The sequence below is a fragment of the Burkholderia sp. Z1 genome (assembly GCF_014893795.1).
Classification (GTDB): domain Bacteria; phylum Pseudomonadota; class Gammaproteobacteria; order Burkholderiales; family Burkholderiaceae; genus Burkholderia; species Burkholderia theae.
In genome coordinates this window covers 2532533-2547664 of the sequence record NZ_JACFYL010000002.1, presented here as the reverse complement: position 1 = coordinate 2547664, position 15132 = coordinate 2532533, and the positions used below count along the sequence as shown (strand labels likewise).

Annotated in this window: 15 protein-coding genes; 13 read left to right on the top strand and 2 right to left on the bottom strand. The window is 61.9% G+C overall.

What is annotated here, in order from left to right; all coding sequences use genetic code 11:
* Window positions 1-6: 6 nt before the first annotated feature.
* The gene (locus H3H55_RS28350; RefSeq protein ID WP_193101105.1) at window positions 7-477 is read left to right on the top strand and encodes a hypothetical protein; all 471 of its coding nucleotides are present in this window, start codon (window positions 7-9) and stop codon (window positions 475-477) included.
* 106 nt (window positions 478-583) lie between these two features.
* On the opposite strand, the gene H3H55_RS28345 is transcribed toward H3H55_RS28350, so the two are convergent.
* Window positions 584-1939: a polyhydroxyalkanoate depolymerase gene (locus tag H3H55_RS28345; protein WP_193101104.1), complete on the bottom strand. Its 1356-nt coding sequence runs from the start codon at window positions 1937-1939 to the stop codon at window positions 584-586.
* Window positions 1940-2228: 289 nt separating this feature from the next.
* Between H3H55_RS28345 and H3H55_RS28340 the strand changes: the two genes are divergently transcribed.
* From H3H55_RS28340 to H3H55_RS28285, 12 genes are all read left to right on the top strand, one after another.
* Complete coding sequence (locus H3H55_RS28340) at window positions 2229-2891, top strand: glutathione S-transferase family protein (protein ID WP_048250105.1); 663 nt, start codon at window positions 2229-2231, stop codon at window positions 2889-2891.
* 217 nt (window positions 2892-3108) lie between these two features.
* Window positions 3109-3486: a hypothetical protein gene (locus H3H55_RS28335; RefSeq protein WP_193102200.1), complete on the top strand. Its 378-nt coding sequence runs from the start codon at window positions 3109-3111 to the stop codon at window positions 3484-3486.
* Between the two features lie 14 nt (window positions 3487-3500).
* Window positions 3501-3884 carry a hypothetical protein gene (locus tag H3H55_RS28330; protein ID WP_193101103.1) on the top strand — a complete coding sequence of 128 codons (384 nt, stop codon included), beginning with the start codon at window positions 3501-3503 and terminating at the stop codon, window positions 3882-3884.
* Window positions 3885-3937: 53 nt separating this feature from the next.
* Complete coding sequence (locus tag H3H55_RS28325) at window positions 3938-4402, top strand: lytic transglycosylase domain-containing protein (RefSeq protein ID WP_193102198.1); 465 nt, start codon at window positions 3938-3940, stop codon at window positions 4400-4402.
* A gap of 274 nt (window positions 4403-4676) precedes the next feature.
* Entirely contained in the window at window positions 4677-5918 is a 1242-nt protein-coding gene (locus H3H55_RS28320) for a Crp/Fnr family transcriptional regulator (protein WP_193101102.1), read from the top strand.
* 13 nt (window positions 5919-5931) lie between these two features.
* The gene (locus H3H55_RS28315) at window positions 5932-6696 is read left to right on the top strand and encodes a flagellar motor protein (RefSeq protein ID WP_048250109.1); all 765 of its coding nucleotides are present in this window, start codon (window positions 5932-5934) and stop codon (window positions 6694-6696) included.
* 39 nt (window positions 6697-6735) lie between these two features.
* Complete coding sequence (locus H3H55_RS28310; RefSeq protein ID WP_193101101.1) at window positions 6736-7395, top strand: flagellar motor protein MotB; 660 nt, start codon at window positions 6736-6738, stop codon at window positions 7393-7395.
* Window positions 7396-7553: 158 nt separating this feature from the next.
* Window positions 7554-9416 (top strand): methyl-accepting chemotaxis protein, encoded by a 1863-nt coding sequence (locus H3H55_RS28305; RefSeq protein ID WP_193101100.1) that lies wholly within the window; start codon window positions 7554-7556, stop codon window positions 9414-9416.
* A 103-nt stretch (window positions 9417-9519) separates the two neighbouring features.
* Complete coding sequence (locus H3H55_RS28300; protein ID WP_193101099.1) at window positions 9520-10308, top strand: hypothetical protein; 789 nt, start codon at window positions 9520-9522, stop codon at window positions 10306-10308.
* A gap of 352 nt (window positions 10309-10660) precedes the next feature.
* On the top strand, window positions 10661-12457 hold the full coding sequence (locus H3H55_RS28295) for a DUF6119 family protein (RefSeq protein ID WP_193101098.1): 1797 nt from the start codon (window positions 10661-10663) through the stop codon (window positions 12455-12457).
* A gap of 424 nt (window positions 12458-12881) precedes the next feature.
* Entirely contained in the window at window positions 12882-13358 is a 477-nt protein-coding gene (locus H3H55_RS37400; protein WP_226800392.1) for a hypothetical protein, read from the top strand.
* 335 nt (window positions 13359-13693) lie between these two features.
* Complete coding sequence (locus H3H55_RS28285) at window positions 13694-14596, top strand: LysR family transcriptional regulator (RefSeq protein WP_226800391.1); 903 nt, start codon at window positions 13694-13696, stop codon at window positions 14594-14596.
* Here the strand turns inward: H3H55_RS28285 and H3H55_RS28280 are convergent.
* Complete coding sequence (locus H3H55_RS28280; RefSeq protein ID WP_193101097.1) at window positions 14547-15002, bottom strand: carboxymuconolactone decarboxylase family protein; 456 nt, start codon at window positions 15000-15002, stop codon at window positions 14547-14549. The genes H3H55_RS28285 and H3H55_RS28280 overlap by 50 nt on opposite strands.
* Window positions 15003-15132 lie beyond the last annotated feature (130 nt).

The window sequence follows — 15132 nt, the reverse complement described above, 5'->3', positions numbered from 1 at the left end:
AGGACTATGAAAAAGACGATGTTGATCGCCGCGCTGGTCGCAGGCATGGGTATGTCGCTCGGTGCGTTCGCACAGGTTCCGGCGAGCGCGCCGGCTGGCACGACCGGTCTGTGCAAGGACGGTTCGTTCTACTCGGGCGCGTCGAAGAAGGGCGCATGTGCCGGCCACAAGGGCGTGAAGGCCTGGTACGGCGCGTCGGCTGCTGCTGCCGCCAGCGCGCCGGCCGCGATGGCCCCGGCGACGGCGGCTTCCGCAGCCGCTGCTTCGGGTGCCGCGCCCGCGAAGAGCGCGCCCGCGACGACCGCAGCTGCGGCGCCGGGCGGCGGCCCGGGCAAGGTGTGGGCCAACGACAGCACGAAGGTCTACCACTGCTCGACCGACAAGTACTACGGCAAGACGAAGCACGGCAGCTACATGTCGGAAGCGGATGCGAAGGCGAAGGGCTACCACGCATCGCACGGCAAGGCCTGCTCGTAACACGGGCCGGACGCGCGAGGTCATGCCTTCGCGCGTCGCCTGAAGGCTGTCGTTTATCTCGCCCCGCCATCACGGCGGGGCGATTTTTTTGCGCCGCTGCACCGGTTCAGTGGGCGTGATGCGGTCGTGTGTCGGCCGCCGCGTCGGGCCCGGTTGCGCGCGCATCGAGCAGCGCACGCAGCGTGACGTAGTGCGTGCCGTTCGCGTTGCCGTCCGCATCCGCCGTGCGATCGTACGGTTCGTTGTCGTGGATCGTCGCGCGCACGATCGGATAGATCTGCGTTTCCCAGCGACTGCCGTTGAACACACCGTAGTGGCCCGCGCCCGTCTGCACGTGGTGGGTCTTCAGATACGGCGGCAACCCCGAACACAGTTCCTGCGCGGCCACCGTCTGGCCGACCGCGCAGATATCGTCCTTCTCGCCTTCGATCGTCAATAGCGCGGTGCGGTGAATCGCCGCCGGTTCGACGAGCGTGTCGCCGACCGTCAACTCGCCGCGCGCGAGCGCGTATTGCTGGAAAACCTTCTCGACCGTTTCCAGATAGAACTCCGCGGTGAGGTCGGCCGTCGCGAAGTATTCGTCGTAGAAGTGCCGCAGCGTGTCGGCCTTCGCGGGGTCGCCTTTCGCGCGCTCGTAATACAGGTCGGCAAACGATGCCGCATGACGGTCGGGGTTCATCGACATGAACGCGCCCACCTGCACGAAACCCGGATACACGCACCGCTGCGCCCCGATGAAGCCCGCCGGCACGACGCTGATCAGGTTCTGCGCGAACCATTCGATCGGCTGGCTCGTGGCGAGCGCGTTGACCTTCGTCGGATTCACGCGGCAGTCGATCGGGCCTGCCATCAGCGTCAGGCTCGCGGGCTGCGCCGGATCGCCGCCGGCCGCCATCAGCGCGACCGCCGCGAGCGCGGCGACGGTCGGCTGGCAGATCGCGAGCACATGCGCGTCCGGGCCGATATGGCGGATGAAATCGATCACGTGCACGACGTATTCGTCGAAGCCGAAGCGTCCGGCCGTCAGCGGAATGTCGCGCGGGTTGTGCCAGTCGGTGATGTACACGTCATGGTCGGCGAGCATCGTGTGCACCGTGCCGCGCAGCAGCGTCGCGAAATGCCCGGACATCGGCGCGACGATCAGCACGCGCGGTTGACGTGCGACCGGGTGCGCCTTGCGGAAATGCAGCAGCGTGGCGAATGGCGTGACCGCCGCGGCTTCCTCGACGATCGGCACCGTTTCGCCGTCGACGACGATCGACGTGATGCCGAACGGCGGCCGCCGATGCGAGAACGCGCAGCATTCGAGCAGTTCGCACAGCGCGTCGAGCATGCGGCCCGTCGGGGTCGACGTGGCGGGCGGCCACAGCGACATCGTCGCGCGTGTGGTGGCGGCCCATGCACGCGCCGGGCGCAGGCATTCTGCAGACCATTGGTAAAACGGATAGGCAAGCAGATTCATGACCTTCGCTCGTTGCGCCGCGTTGCATTGAACGAGGCAAGCCGTGTGCCAGCACGCGGCTGGCACGCGCGTTGCACGCGGTACGGGAACGCTGTGGCGCAGGTGGCGCGCGACGACGGCTGGCCGGGGGCGATGCATTGCCGTACCGGTCCGGCGCGCGATGCGTGCCGCGACATCGTGCGGCGCTGCGCCAGTTCGGCGAATCTGCCGCACAGGTGTGGTGCGGGTGACGTCACGCGGCGTCCGTTATCGGTGCAGGGGTACGAACGGCATTCAGCAGAGGAGCGACATGGAATCCACCGGACAGACGACGCTGACCATCAGCAGCCGCAATTACTCGTCGTGGTCGATGCGCGGCTGGCTGCTCGCGAAGCTGAGCGGGCTTGCATTCGACACGGTCAGCGTGCCGATCGACGCCGCGTCGCGCGCGGAATTGCTGCTGCTGTCGCCGTCGATTCTCGTGCCGTGCCTGACACACGACGGCAATGCGGTGTGGGACACGCTCGCGATCGCCGAATACCTGAACGAAATTCGGCCGCAGGCGCGGCTGCTGCCTGACGACCGGCATGCGCGCGCGCATTGCCGGTCGATCTGCGGCGAGATGCATTCCGGGTTCAGCGCGTTGCGCTCCGCGCTGCCGATGAACCTGCGCGCGCATTTCCCCGGCTTCCGGATCTGGTCGCGCGCACAGCACGACATCCAGCGGATCGTGACGATCTGGCACGAGTGCCTGGCCGCGTATGGCGGGCCCTGGTTGTTCGGCGCGGAGATCGGCATTGCCGATGCGATGTATGCGCCGGTCGTCACGCGCTTCCTGACCTACGACGTGAAGCTCGAACCGGAGATCGCCGAATACTGCATGCGCGTGCTGGCGCATCCGTTCGTCGCCGAGTGGATCGATGCAGCGAAGGCCGAGCAGGAAGACATCGACGAACTCGACATGGAGTTCTGACGCGCCGGATCACGTGCGGCGCACGCTTGGAAACGCGCGACGCGTTCAACGATCGGACGAATGGCGTCTGATCATGGGGCGCTTAAATCGGAGGAATCGACGCGCGTCGTGAAGTCTCGTGCGGCGGGCTTCGCGCGCGACCGGGGTAAACATCGCGGACGCGTTGCCGATAACGCAGATCCAGTGCCCGCGAGAGAATCACGTGAAACCGTTCTTCATGCTTGTCAGTGCCGCTGCGTTGGTCATGTCGGCCGGCTGCGCCCAACTTCAATCCGGACGTCAGGACGCGAATGCGCACAACGACGCGCCCACTGCGTCGACGCCGCTCGTCGATTTCGTCATACCTGCCGATGCGCTTGGCGCACGCGATCCCCAACTGACCGCATTGCTGGCGAAGGTCGGCGCGCTGGCGTCGAAGCAGACGCAGCCGATGACGATACGCGTGGCCGCGCTGCCGCAGGATTTCGGCTACCTGAACCAGTCGCTCCGGCGCGGCATTGCGACGCCGCGTGGCACGTCGGTGCGCGTCGAGAACGTCGCGGCCGGGAGTTGCCGGCCGTACAGCGTGCAAGTCGCACCGACCCAGACCCAGTGACAGGAGATATCACGATGCGACGACTGTCGATCTGTGCGGCCATGCTCGTGTGCGGCACCGCGTTTGCGGCACCACCCGGAGACGGTGCGCCGTTTGCCCCTGCCGCATCCAACCAGGTGTTTCCGCCGCTGCCGCCGTACGCGTCGCTGCCGCCGGGGGCGGGCGGTGACGACGAAGCGCAGGCACCCGCGCCGGCGGGCGGGCGTCACACGAAGAAGCAGCGCCACGCGCTGCCCGTGAAGAAGGTGCCGGAATTTCAGGTGCGACTCGTCGTGACCGACGAGTCACGTGCGGCGCTCGCCGCCGAGGACAAGAAGCTCGACGACGCGCTCGCGAAAAGCGTGCACGAGCGGCGTACGACGGGGGCCGGCACAGCTGCGCTGGCGATGACGCAATGAAGCGGCAGGATCGAAGCGGCGGCTACGTGACGACCCGGGCGCGGATGGTCTCGATGCGGGCAAGTTGCGCGCCACGGCTGTGGTTCGCGATGTTGCTGACCGCGCTGTCCATTGCGCCGGTGCGTGCGGACGACGCCGTACCCGGCAGCGCCTGCTTCGAGCGGGCAGCCGGCTACCAGGGCGTCAACCCGCAGATCCTGCGCGCGATCGCCTGGTACGAATCGAAGGGCAATCCCGCCGCCGTGCATCGCAACGCGGATGGCAGCATCGATGTCGGCCAGACCCAGATCAACTCGGTGCACTTCGGCGAGTTGCGCCGCTACGGTGTGCCGCCGGGCGCGTTGAAGGATGCGTGCGTGAACATCTACGTCGCCGCGTGGATGCTGAAGCGCAAGATGGTCCGTTACGGGAACACCTGGCAGGCGATCGGTGCGTATCACTCGGAAACGCCGCGCTTGCGGGACGAGTACGCGCGCAACATCCATGCGGTGCTCGTGTCATGGGGCGTGCACGAGTGAGCCGCGCGCGTTCGTGTGCGTTGAAGGCTGGGAGTAAGGATCGCTGCGGGCGTGGGCGATCCGCCGGACATGCGGCGGTTTGTCGTTTTCCCTGATGCGTCGCGTCGTATCCGCTGCGCAAACGTTTCGCTGCCGATGACGTGTCCGGAGCCCATGCGATGACGTTAAAGAACCCCCCGGCTCGTGTCGTAAACGGGAGCACGGGGAACGGCGATGATCGCGCATGAAGCGCGGCGCAGCCGGACAAAAAAGTCAGCGCAGCAGGGGAATCGACTTGAATCGTCAGCAATCGTGGACGCGTACGGCGGCGCCAGGAGAAATCATTTACGCCGAGGGTTTCGCGGGTGAGCCCGTGATCTTTCTGATCACCGACGGTAAGGTCGAGCTGTCCACGCGATGCGAAGACAAGCGTGTCATCGTCGCGACGCTCGGCCGTGGCGAGTTCTTCGGGGAATCGGCCTTGCTCGCCGCCGAGCCGCGTGCGCATACCGCCAAGGCGCTTTCATTCTGTCAGCTCACGGTCGTGCCGGCCGGCATCCTCGACGATGAAATCGAGCGCGTGTCGGCGCTGCTGCGCCATATCGTGCGGACCATGATCCGGCGCGTGAAGCGCAAGGACGACCAGCTCGCGACCTATACGCATGCGGACTTCATGCCGGGCGTGCTGTCGTATGCGCATGTGCTCGCGCTGATGGCGGGCGCCGATGCGCGCGAATCCGGCGATTCGTGGGCACGCCGGCCGATGCAGGCCCATGCGGCCGAGACCTCGGTGCCGCTCGCGGAAGTGATCCGCAAGTGCCGAGCGATTGCCGGCCATTCGCGGCCGCACGTGCTTGCGATGCTGCGACGCATGGAGAAGCTCAACCTCGTCACGATCGAATCCGCGCAGGCGGACCTGGCCGGCGGTGCATCCGACTATGCGGCTTCATCGGATGCGCGCCAGGTCGTCACGTTCGATGCCGCGCGCGTGATCGACCGCGCGCAGCAGGTTGCCGATCACGATCTCGACGTGTCGATCAACAGCGAACTCGAACTCATCGAACTGGCCGATCTCGAATCGCTGATCGGCGTCGAGAAGACGCTGTTGCTCAACAAGCTGTCGAACGGCGAGATTGCCGAAGAAGTGTTCGCGTTCCGCAAATCGAAGGTGCTCAGCTACGTCGAGCAAAAAGGCGTCGCGTACTTCTCGAGGCGCGCGCGCCGCGGCGGCGACGTGCAGGCGCTGGAGGATCTCGTGTGGGTCGACCAGCGCACGTTGTTCGACGTGATCAGCGGGTTCGATACGTACGATCTCGCGAAACTGATCGCGAACCTCGACGATCGCGCGGTGGCCGACAAGCTGTTTTCCGTGATGACCGAGGCACGGCGCAACGAGGTGTCGTGGGTGATGCGCCGCGAACTCAAGCTTGACCCGATCGAGATCGAGGACATCGAGCAACGCGTGCTGGATGCCGTTCGTGCGGCCAAGGCACCTGCGACGGGCATCGCGTCCGTCGCATCGGCATCGGATGCATGACACGGAGGCGCGTATGGATCTGTTGACCTTGGCCGGTGTGCTGCTCGGCGGCGCGGCGATCGTGTTCGGCTTTTCGCTGGAAGGCGGGCATTTCTCGATGCTGTTCCAGTTCGAAGCGCTCGTCATCGTGCTCGGCGGCACGCTCGGCGCGGTGATGATCCAGAACACCTGGGCGCGCTTCTTCGACGCGGTGAAGCAGTTGCGGCTCGCGTTCGTGCGTGCGCGCGAGGTCGATCGCAAGAACCTGTCCGACCTGCTCGAATGGGGTGACCGCGCAAAGCTCGACGGGTTGCTCGCGTTCGAATCGATGGACGTCAGCGGCATTCATCCGTTTGCGCGCCGCGGGCTCGAGTTGCTGGCCAATGGTGTGTCGACCGCCGTGCTCGAGGATGCACTGCAGCGCGAGCTCGACGCGTACGAGCGCAGCCGCCTGGCCGCCGTGCGCGTGTGGCAGCAGGCCGGCGGATATGCGCCGACGTTCGGCATTCTCGGCTCGGTGCTCGGGCTCGTGCAGGTGACGAGCCATATTCTCGAACCCGCGCAGCTCGGGCCGGGCATTGCGGTCGCGTTCGTCGCGACGCTGTACGGGCTAGCGTTCGCGAACCTCGTGTTTCTGCCGCTCTACGGCAAGCTGCGCGCGCAGATCGATAGCGAGCTGCGGTTCCGCAAGCTGTATCTCGACGGCTTGCTGGCGATTTCGCGCAAGGAGTCGCCGCATACGATCGAAACGCGCCTGACCGGCGACGTGCGCGGGCGCGCGGCGGAATCGCTCGCGTGATGGGCTGCGTATGCGGTACGACGAACAGGGATCTTCGGCATGACAGCCCGAACTGATGGTGCGACCGCCGCCGATCGCGACGACGACGAACTCGACGGCGCGCAGTCCGGGCGCTGGCTGATATCGTACGCGGATCTCATCACGACGCTGATGGTGCTGTTTCTCGCGCTGTATGTGCTCCAGCTCGCGAAATACAACGCGCTCGACGCGCGATATCAGACGCTTGCGCGGCACGCCGGTGGTGCTGCGAGTAGTGCCGTGCCCGAACGCGCGCCGGCCTGGCTCGCGTTGCTCGATTCGTTGAAAACGAACGGGCGGATATCGCTGGTGAAAGCGCCGCACGGTGTCGAGATCGGCATCGACGCGAAGATCCTGTTCAATGTCGGCGATGCGCGCTTGCTGCCCGATGCGTCGCCCGTGCTGAACCAGATCGCGCAGGCACTGAGCGCGCATGCGACGGGCGACATCCTCGTCGAAGGACACACGGACAGCGTGCCGATCGCGAACGCGAAATACGAATCGAACTGGGAGCTTTCGTCGGCGCGGGCGGGGAGCGTCGTGCGCTACCTGACCGAACGCGGCGTGGCGCCACATCGGCTTGCGGCGATCGGGCGAGCCGATACGCAGCCGCTCGTGACCGGTGACGATGCGGCCGCGCGGGCGCGGAATCGGCGCGTGACGATCTTCGTTGCGTACTGATTTGCACTGATCCTGCGCGTATAGGCGGCCGCATATGCCCGCCTGTCAACGACATAACGAATCTCGCATGATCGATATCTGAAATCAGCGATGCGCTTCCGCGCGTGCATGCCGATATCCCAAACTGGCTCAGACCGAGCGGTTATCGAGGGTTCCCCATGCATTTCTGGCGCAAGCTTTCCATACAGAACAAGCTGATTCTCAGCATGACGAGTTGCCTGCTCGTGTTCGTCGCGATTTCGAGCGGACTCAGCATCCGTCTGATCGGCAACGCGGTGCGCGACCGCGTCGTGCGCGAAGAGTTGCCGACGGCAGTGAACGGCATTCGCGCCGACGTGCAGCGGCAGATGGCCGGGCCGATCGCCGCGTCGCGCATTCTCGCACGCGATGCGTTCCTGCTGCAGTGGGAAGCCGACGGCGAACCCGATGCCGGCACGCGCAACTGGATCCAGCTCGCGAAGAACGTGAAGGACGAGCAGAAGGCGGCGTCCGTGCAGTGGGTGTCCGTGAAGAGCGGCAACTACTACAACGAAGCCGGCCTGCAGCGGAAGGTCACCGACAAGGATCAGTGGCTGACCAGCTTCCTGTCGTCCGGCAAGACGTTCGACGTGAACATGGATCGCGAGGTGACGCTCGGCGGCTACATGATGTTCATCAACAGCCGTGTCGAGATCGACGGCGTGCCGATCGGCGCGGCCTGCATGAGCCTGTCCGTCGATGCGCTCGCGAAGGGCATTGCCGCTTATCGGATCGGCGAGACCGGGTTCGCGTATCTCGTGCGTCCCGACGGCGCGATCATGATGCATCGCGATACGTCGCTGATCGACGGCAAGCATTTCATGAAGGACCAGCCGGGCCTGCCGGGCGATGCGTCGTCGACGCTGCTCGCCGGCAAGCCGTATGCGACTCTCAGCTACAACGGTGACGGCGGCGCGCGCTTCATCGCGACGTCGTTCATTCCGGAGCTGAATGCGTATGTCGTCGTCGAGGTGCCGGAGGCGGAACTGCTCGGGCCGGTGACGCGCGCGATCCGCAGCGCGGCGCTGGTCGCGGCGGTGGTGGGCCTTGGTGTCGCGCTGCTCGTGATCTGGCTCGTCGGGCGCGCGATTGCCGCGCCGATCCGGCGTGCGGCGACGCTGCTGTCGGAGATCGCCAGCGGCCAGGGCGACCTGACGCGCCGCATGACGGTCGAGAGCCAGGACGAGATCGGGCAGTTGTCGGATGCGTTCAACCGGTTCGTGTCGTCGCTGTCGACGCTGGTTCACCGGATTCGCGCGGCGTCCGCGTCGATCGCGACCGGCTCCGCGCAGATCGCGTCAGGGAATGCCGATCTCAGCGAGCGCACCGAAGGGCAGTCGAGCAACCTGGAGCGCACGGCTTCGTCGATGGAAGAGATCACGGCCGTGGTGCGGAACAACACCGAGACGGCGACGACCGCCGCGAAGATGATCAACGGCGCGTCGGATACGGCGGCTCGCGGCGGGCAGGTGGTGGGCGAGGTCGTGAGCACGATGGAGCAGATCAGCAACGCGTCGCAGCGGATCTCCGAGATCATCGTGATGATCGACAGCATCTCGTTTCAGACGAATATTCTTGCGCTGAATGCGGCGGTGGAGGCGGCGCGGGCGGGGGAGCAGGGGCGCGGGTTTGCGGTGGTGGCTTCGGAAGTGCGGAATCTGGCGCAGCGTAGCGCGCAGGCGGCGAAGGAGATCAAGGCGCTGATCGAGCATAGCGCGGGGACGGTGAATACCGGGTCGCGGTTGGTCAGCGAGGCGGGGAAGGTGATGAGTGACGTTGTCTCGCAGGTTCAAGGCGTCAGCGCGATGATGAGCGAGATTGCCGAGGCTAGTCTGGAGCAGAGTGCCGGGATCGATCAGATTGGGGACGCGGTGCAGTCGCTGGATCAGATGACCCAGCAGAATGCGGCTTTGGTCGAAGAAAGCGCAGCGGCGGCGGCGAGTTTGAAACAGCAGGCGGCGGAATTGACCAAACTGGTGTCGGCGTTCAAGGTGGATGAATAAAGTCTGTTTGGCGTTTTAGAATGATGCGTTTCTGAGGGACGGCTGCCGTGGGGTCACGGCAGCCGTTTTGCATTCGGGTCGGGTTTTGGGGACGTTAATAAAAATGAAACGCATTTCCAGATTGAAGGTTGGGGTGGGGGCGGTGGTGCTCGTCGCGGTGATTGCTGCGGTGGGGGCGAAGGTGATTGCGTCGCCGACGGATTCTTATCTTGCTTATCGGAAGAAGGTTGCTGCGGAAGTTAGTGCGGCCAGGATGGAGGATCGGGCGGATCTGGATAAGAAATATGCGGCTGAGGTGAATGCGCGGCTGGTGAAGCTTGTTGGGACGGTGAACGCGAAAGGGTTTTCCGGGAAGGCGGGGAGTACCGTGCAAAGCGTTGTCGCCGATGACGGGATGATGCCGGGTCCGGATGGACTGTTCTTCAAGTCGGATGACGGGAAGGTGAAGCTTGTTGTGACGACGGTTCCACTTTTGAAAGCTTGGGCGAAGACGGCGGATGCGGGGCTTAAGCCTACCGATGATGTTGCCGTTATCTTCGATAACGAGACGCTTTATACGGATGTGTTCAGCGATGACGCTGCGGCGTTTCGGTTTGCCGAGTTGCCGGTGAAGCGGAAGCCGGGTGATGCGGTGGTGAAGGCGTTGCTGCTTGGGGAAAGCCAGGATGGGGTGCCGGAAGGGCCGAATACGTTGGCGGTGTCGGTTAGGCAGGGGGAGCGGGTTTATATCCTTTGGAGGGATGTGACGATTCCGGGGATTGCTGCTTGTGGGGCGGGGCGGGTGGCCGAGGAGAAGCGGCAGGAATGTTTCGCGAAGCATTTGCCAGTGCAGAAAGGCTATCAGCGCCTTGGGTCGGAAGTGCAGGCGATAGTGAATTGGGTTGTTCAATAGGAACAGTTTCTCGATGTCGGTCAGCCGGATGAGGAATCTACTAGATGCGATTATCGATGTTTTTTGATGCGCGGCTCTTTGCATCAGGCGACGGTGATGTCTCGGTGTGTTTCATGACTTGATTCGGTGAGCTACGGCCATTCGACATGAACGCTCAGGTCGTCGAAAATCTACGAATAGTATAAGCTGCAACATGTTTGATGCATTCGTATCTCACGTGCCTCTTGCATATTCTTCAAGTGCAGACTGTTACGGCACGGCGGTAAGAAATTCACTCTGCGTTGGAGTAAGTGCAATCGGTGTGTTGCGTGGTTTTGGAATCTGAAAAATAATCGATGCTTGGGGGCAAAAATTGGCTACGAGAGACGAAGAAAAGAAACACAAAAAAATATCGTTGAATATTTTTTTACTCAAGAAGCCTGAGGGAGGCGTCTCCAAGAAATTTTGGTCTAAACGCGAATTTCTTGCAAAACCGCTGGATCGAGACGGAAGGCCGACGCAAATTGATACGGATGAATACTCGCTTGGGGCCAATGGTAAATTTGGAAGGTTATATGTAAGAAGGCCATTAACTGAGTCAACGCCGGAGTGGATCGGCTTCATTGCTCCTCAAATAAATCGATCTGCCGGATTGGATGGGCTGAAAAATAAGAGCGTATCTGCTCTTCTCGTGACGACCGTCAAGGATCGTCAGTTTGCAATTGCATTTGGGCACGGTCGGTATATGTTGGATGCGAAGTGCATTGAAACGCGCTTTGGAATTCGAGTTGCGCTTAACAGTATATCACCGGATAAAATTGCATCGATTGATCGTCAGACATTCGAGGCTACGCCGCGAATCAGTAGAACGCAAGCGTTACGCGCAACTTCTGTTGCCGAATATGGGATTAATGAGCAGCAAGATTTATTGCGTGGGCTTGTTGGATTTACACTGGATAATTACAAGGAAGATCTCGGGGAAGTTTTGGCTGGAATGGATTCCCTTAAAACAAGTGTTGGTATAGATCTTCCGCAGCTGAGGAAAGTTCTTGAGGTTGCACTTAAAAGATCCTTGGCTGGAGATTACCGAAAGACCGATAACGGACAGGCTGGCGCATTTGCGTGGGTAGATAATTTGGAGGCGGTTGATAGGTCGGATATTATTGACGAGCTTGATAAAATACTATGGAAATCATTTGAGGGTGATGATTTTTCGACTATGTGGCTTGCCATTCCGGAAATTATTAACTGGGAGGAGGTCACGGGGTTTTGTTACACGCGCGCGGAATTGGAGTCGTCGATCCATTCTGCTCTCGATATTCGAGATCTTAAGAATTCGCTGCGCTCGGACGCCACTTTGGATACGTTGCGACACCGCGGCATTCATATGGTGTTGGCGTCGGGTCTGCCGCCCAAGGTTTATTCTACTTACAAGTGTTTATATGCTGAGATAAACTACAATAAAGCGCTTTATGTTTTGAATGCGGGAAATTGGTATCGCGTTGAGTCTTCATTCAAAAATAAAGTGGAGAAATATTTCGCCGATCTTGCAAGATGCTCTTTTGGAAAGCCCTTTGTAGAGTACGAGCATGATGGCGAGGGGGAATACAACGAAGCTGTTGCGGCTAATCTCCCGCGCAAGTATGCAATGCTTGATCGTAAACTGATTTCATTTGGTGGAAAATCTAGCAAAATTGAAGTATGTGATCTGTATGCTGTCGATTCGACGCGCGCGGGAAAAAATAGGCTTATTCATGTTAAGCGAGGGCGAAGTTCGGCGACGTTGAGTCACCTCTTCGCACAAGGACTCGTGTCGTCGACTCTATTGGTTAGTGAGCCAGGTTTCGTTGCTGAGGTTAACAAGCAGCTCGTTAAGCAGAATTTTGCGAAGTTACCCATAAAGCCGGTCGGTAGTCGTTATGAGGTGGTGTTCGCGATTATTGATGGTCCATTGGGAGCAAAACTTGATCTTCCATTTTTCAGCAAAGTTAATTTGAGAATATGTGGGAAGACACTCCAGAATTATGGGTTCACTGTAAGTCTTCTACACATTCCGGAATCTGCAAAATTTCTCGCAGAGGCGAGAAAGAGAAAGATAAAAAAGCAAGCAAGTGGAAAGACTGTGACGAAGACCACAGTTCGACGGACCAACCGTGCAGGGAAGACTTGAGAGCACTCTGCTCGCTAATCGTAATGCTATCGGCAATCACTCGTTGGGGGGGATTCTGGTTGAATCGAGGGCACGAAGTGGCTGTTCATGAAATCCATTGGGCCATCATGTCGGAACGTCGGCTCTAGCCGAGCCCTCGCCGGCCGACATTTGTTCGCAAGACTGTGTCTTCTTGGAAGCTGCCGTAGACGTCGCGCCGAGTCGAACGGCAACTCAGGGTCGGCAGCGGCAAACCATGGTCACTCCGGTCGACTAGTTTTAGGAATTCGGCGAGCACAAAGGAACGTCAAATGCCCCATTCACAGCGTCAGTTTTGTGCCGATTGCATCCCTATACCGATTGGCCAATCCCCCTCAACTCCCCATTTCTGAGATGCCAGCGCAGCTACACTGGTCATGAAGCCTTGCTTCTCGTCCATCGGAAGTTGAACGCAGAACTCTTCGCACCGGTGGTCGATAGAACGATCGTCTTGCCAGACAAGACGCAACGAAGGGAAGAGGGAATAGAGAAGGGGATTTCAACGCAGCAAAGAAGCGCGGGCCGCATGGGCGGCAACCCAAACGACCCGCTGACCACAACCAACTCGAACAAGGAGTTGAAAATGGCTGACGCCAATAGTAATTCACGTCCCAAGAAGCGCAAACCGCGCAAGCCGAGCACGGTGCTTCAGATGATTCTCCGCAGCACGCCTGACAAGCCCAAGCGGGGCTGGCCGTACCTGCCCTGGATGAGCGTCGTCGATGCGCATTTCAAGCTGTTCGGATTTCAACCGGGTGATCTCGTCTATCTCGAGATCAATCACATAACCCGGCAAATCTGCATCAGGCCTGACCACGCCGGGCTTGCACTGCGCGAGCAGCCCGATCATCAGCCGGGCGGGCGAAACCCGTTTGCACTCTAAAAGGCCGGGGCCGCTTCGCGCGGCCTTGGCTGCTGGATTACCGTTTCCGCACGAACGCGGCCGACCGACGGGGCGCTACCGTCTGCGGATGCTGCGACGCGTTTCGACGGCCACCTTTAACAACTGTCATGTCGCCATGACCACTACGGCCTTGAATCCGCAACGCGCATGACGGCCGTAAGCGTCCACAGCCAACACAACACAAGCAAACCGAAAGAAAACCACAACGCGGGAATGGCACGGCCACCCTCCGCATTCATGCGAAGATTGAGCGCAACACCCGCCCGATTGCGCCGACCCAGACGCTCCCCCCCATTTCACCCCACCCAACCACCATGGATCGCTTCGATAGCATGTCGGTGTTCGTCGAGATCGTCAGTACCGGCAGTCTGACCACCGCGGCCGAGCGGCTCGGTCTGTCGCCGAGCATGGTCGGCAAGCATCTGAACGCGCTCGAAGCGCGTCTCGGCGTGAAGCTGCTTCACCGCACGACGCGACGTCACCATCTGACCGAGGCCGGCGCGCTGTATCTGGAGCGCTGTCGCGACATCCTCGATCGGGTCGAGACGGCCGACGACGCCGCGTCGGCACTAGGCGGCGACCCAGCCGGCCAGTTGCGCATCGCGGCGCCGATTTCGTTCGGCGTCACGCAGCTCGCGCCGGCGGTCGCCGTTTTTCTCGCGCAATATCCGCGTGTCGATATCGAGCTCGTGCTGACCGATGCGGCGGTCGATCCGGTCGGCGACGGTATCGATCTCGCGTTTCGCGTCGGGCCGCTGGCCGATTCGTCGCTCGTCGCGCGGCCGTTGCCGTCGTACTACCGGATGGTCGTGTGCGCGTCGCCGGAATACCTGGCGCGCCACGGCACACCGGCTAGGCCGCAGGATCTGCTGAATCACGATTGCCTCGGCCATACGCGCTGGGGGCCGCGTTATCGGTGGCGGTTCGACGGGCCGGACGGCGCGATCGAAGTGCCCGTCACGTACCGGTTGCGCGTCGACAGCGGCCCCGCGCTACGCGAGGCCGCGCTGGCTGGCGGCGGCGTGATCCTGCAGCCGTTCGGGCTGGTCAAGGCCGACCTCGACGCCGGCCGCCTGCGTCTGCTGCTGGCCGCGTACGAATCGCGCGGCCGCGATTTTTTCCTGCTCTATGCGCGCGATACCGGAGCGCCCGCCAAACTCCGCGCGTTCATCGCGTTCGCGCTGGATCATTTTGCGGTTCAGGATTCGGCGCCTTGAGTTCGCCGGTGTCAGGCGCTGCGGCGAACACTTCCGCGACGACGCCCAGCGCGTTGTTCACGGCCGCACCGCCCGCATAGAACATCGTCTGCAGGATCGTCTCGATGATCTGCTCGCGCGTCGCGCCGGCGACCAGCGCGGCTTCGACGTGCGCGCGCAACTGCGGCAACGCGTACCCGAGCGTCACGCAACTGGATATCACGACCAGCTCGCGGGTCGCCAGGTCGAGCCCGGGCCGGTCGAGCACGCCGGCGAACGCCCATTGCATCGTCATCGTCAGGAAATCCGGGCAGAGGGTTTCGCGCGACTCGGCGAGATCCTTGCCGCTATGCGCGCCGTGCAGGTGCTCGAACAACGCGAGACCGCGTGCATAGGTGTCGTCGCGGGGGAGAAGGGGCTGCGTCATGGTTGACCTCGTCGGAAAGAGCCGAAAACCGGCGGACAGACGCAGTGTGGGGCGCCGGGACGTGTTGAAAAACGCCTGTTTGGTCGCTTCATTTCCCACCGGGAGTGGGGAATGCGTGAGGGACGGATCA

Coding starts and splice junctions, on each gene's coding strand:
- H3H55_RS28280 (WP_193101097.1), bottom strand. CDS start 15,002: ATGACGCAGCCCCTTCTCCCCCGCGACGACACCTATGCACGCGGTCTC.
- H3H55_RS28325 (WP_193102198.1), top strand. CDS start 3,938: ATGCGGGCAAGTTGCGCGCCACGGCTGTGGTTCGCGATGTTGCTGACC.
- H3H55_RS28345 (WP_193101104.1), bottom strand. CDS start 1,939: ATGAATCTGCTTGCCTATCCGTTTTACCAATGGTCTGCAGAATGCCTG.
- H3H55_RS28310 (WP_193101101.1), top strand. CDS start 6,736: ATGACAGCCCGAACTGATGGTGCGACCGCCGCCGATCGCGACGACGAC.
- H3H55_RS28340 (WP_048250105.1), top strand. CDS start 2,229: ATGGAATCCACCGGACAGACGACGCTGACCATCAGCAGCCGCAATTAC.
- H3H55_RS28335 (WP_193102200.1), top strand. CDS start 3,109: ATGCTTGTCAGTGCCGCTGCGTTGGTCATGTCGGCCGGCTGCGCCCAA.
- H3H55_RS28305 (WP_193101100.1), top strand. CDS start 7,554: ATGCATTTCTGGCGCAAGCTTTCCATACAGAACAAGCTGATTCTCAGC.
- H3H55_RS28315 (WP_048250109.1), top strand. CDS start 5,932: ATGGATCTGTTGACCTTGGCCGGTGTGCTGCTCGGCGGCGCGGCGATC.
- H3H55_RS28285 (WP_226800391.1), top strand. CDS start 13,694: ATGGATCGCTTCGATAGCATGTCGGTGTTCGTCGAGATCGTCAGTACC.
- H3H55_RS28300 (WP_193101099.1), top strand. CDS start 9,520: ATGAAACGCATTTCCAGATTGAAGGTTGGGGTGGGGGCGGTGGTGCTC.
- H3H55_RS28330 (WP_193101103.1), top strand. CDS start 3,501: ATGCGACGACTGTCGATCTGTGCGGCCATGCTCGTGTGCGGCACCGCG.
- H3H55_RS28350 (WP_193101105.1), top strand. CDS start 7: ATGAAAAAGACGATGTTGATCGCCGCGCTGGTCGCAGGCATGGGTATG.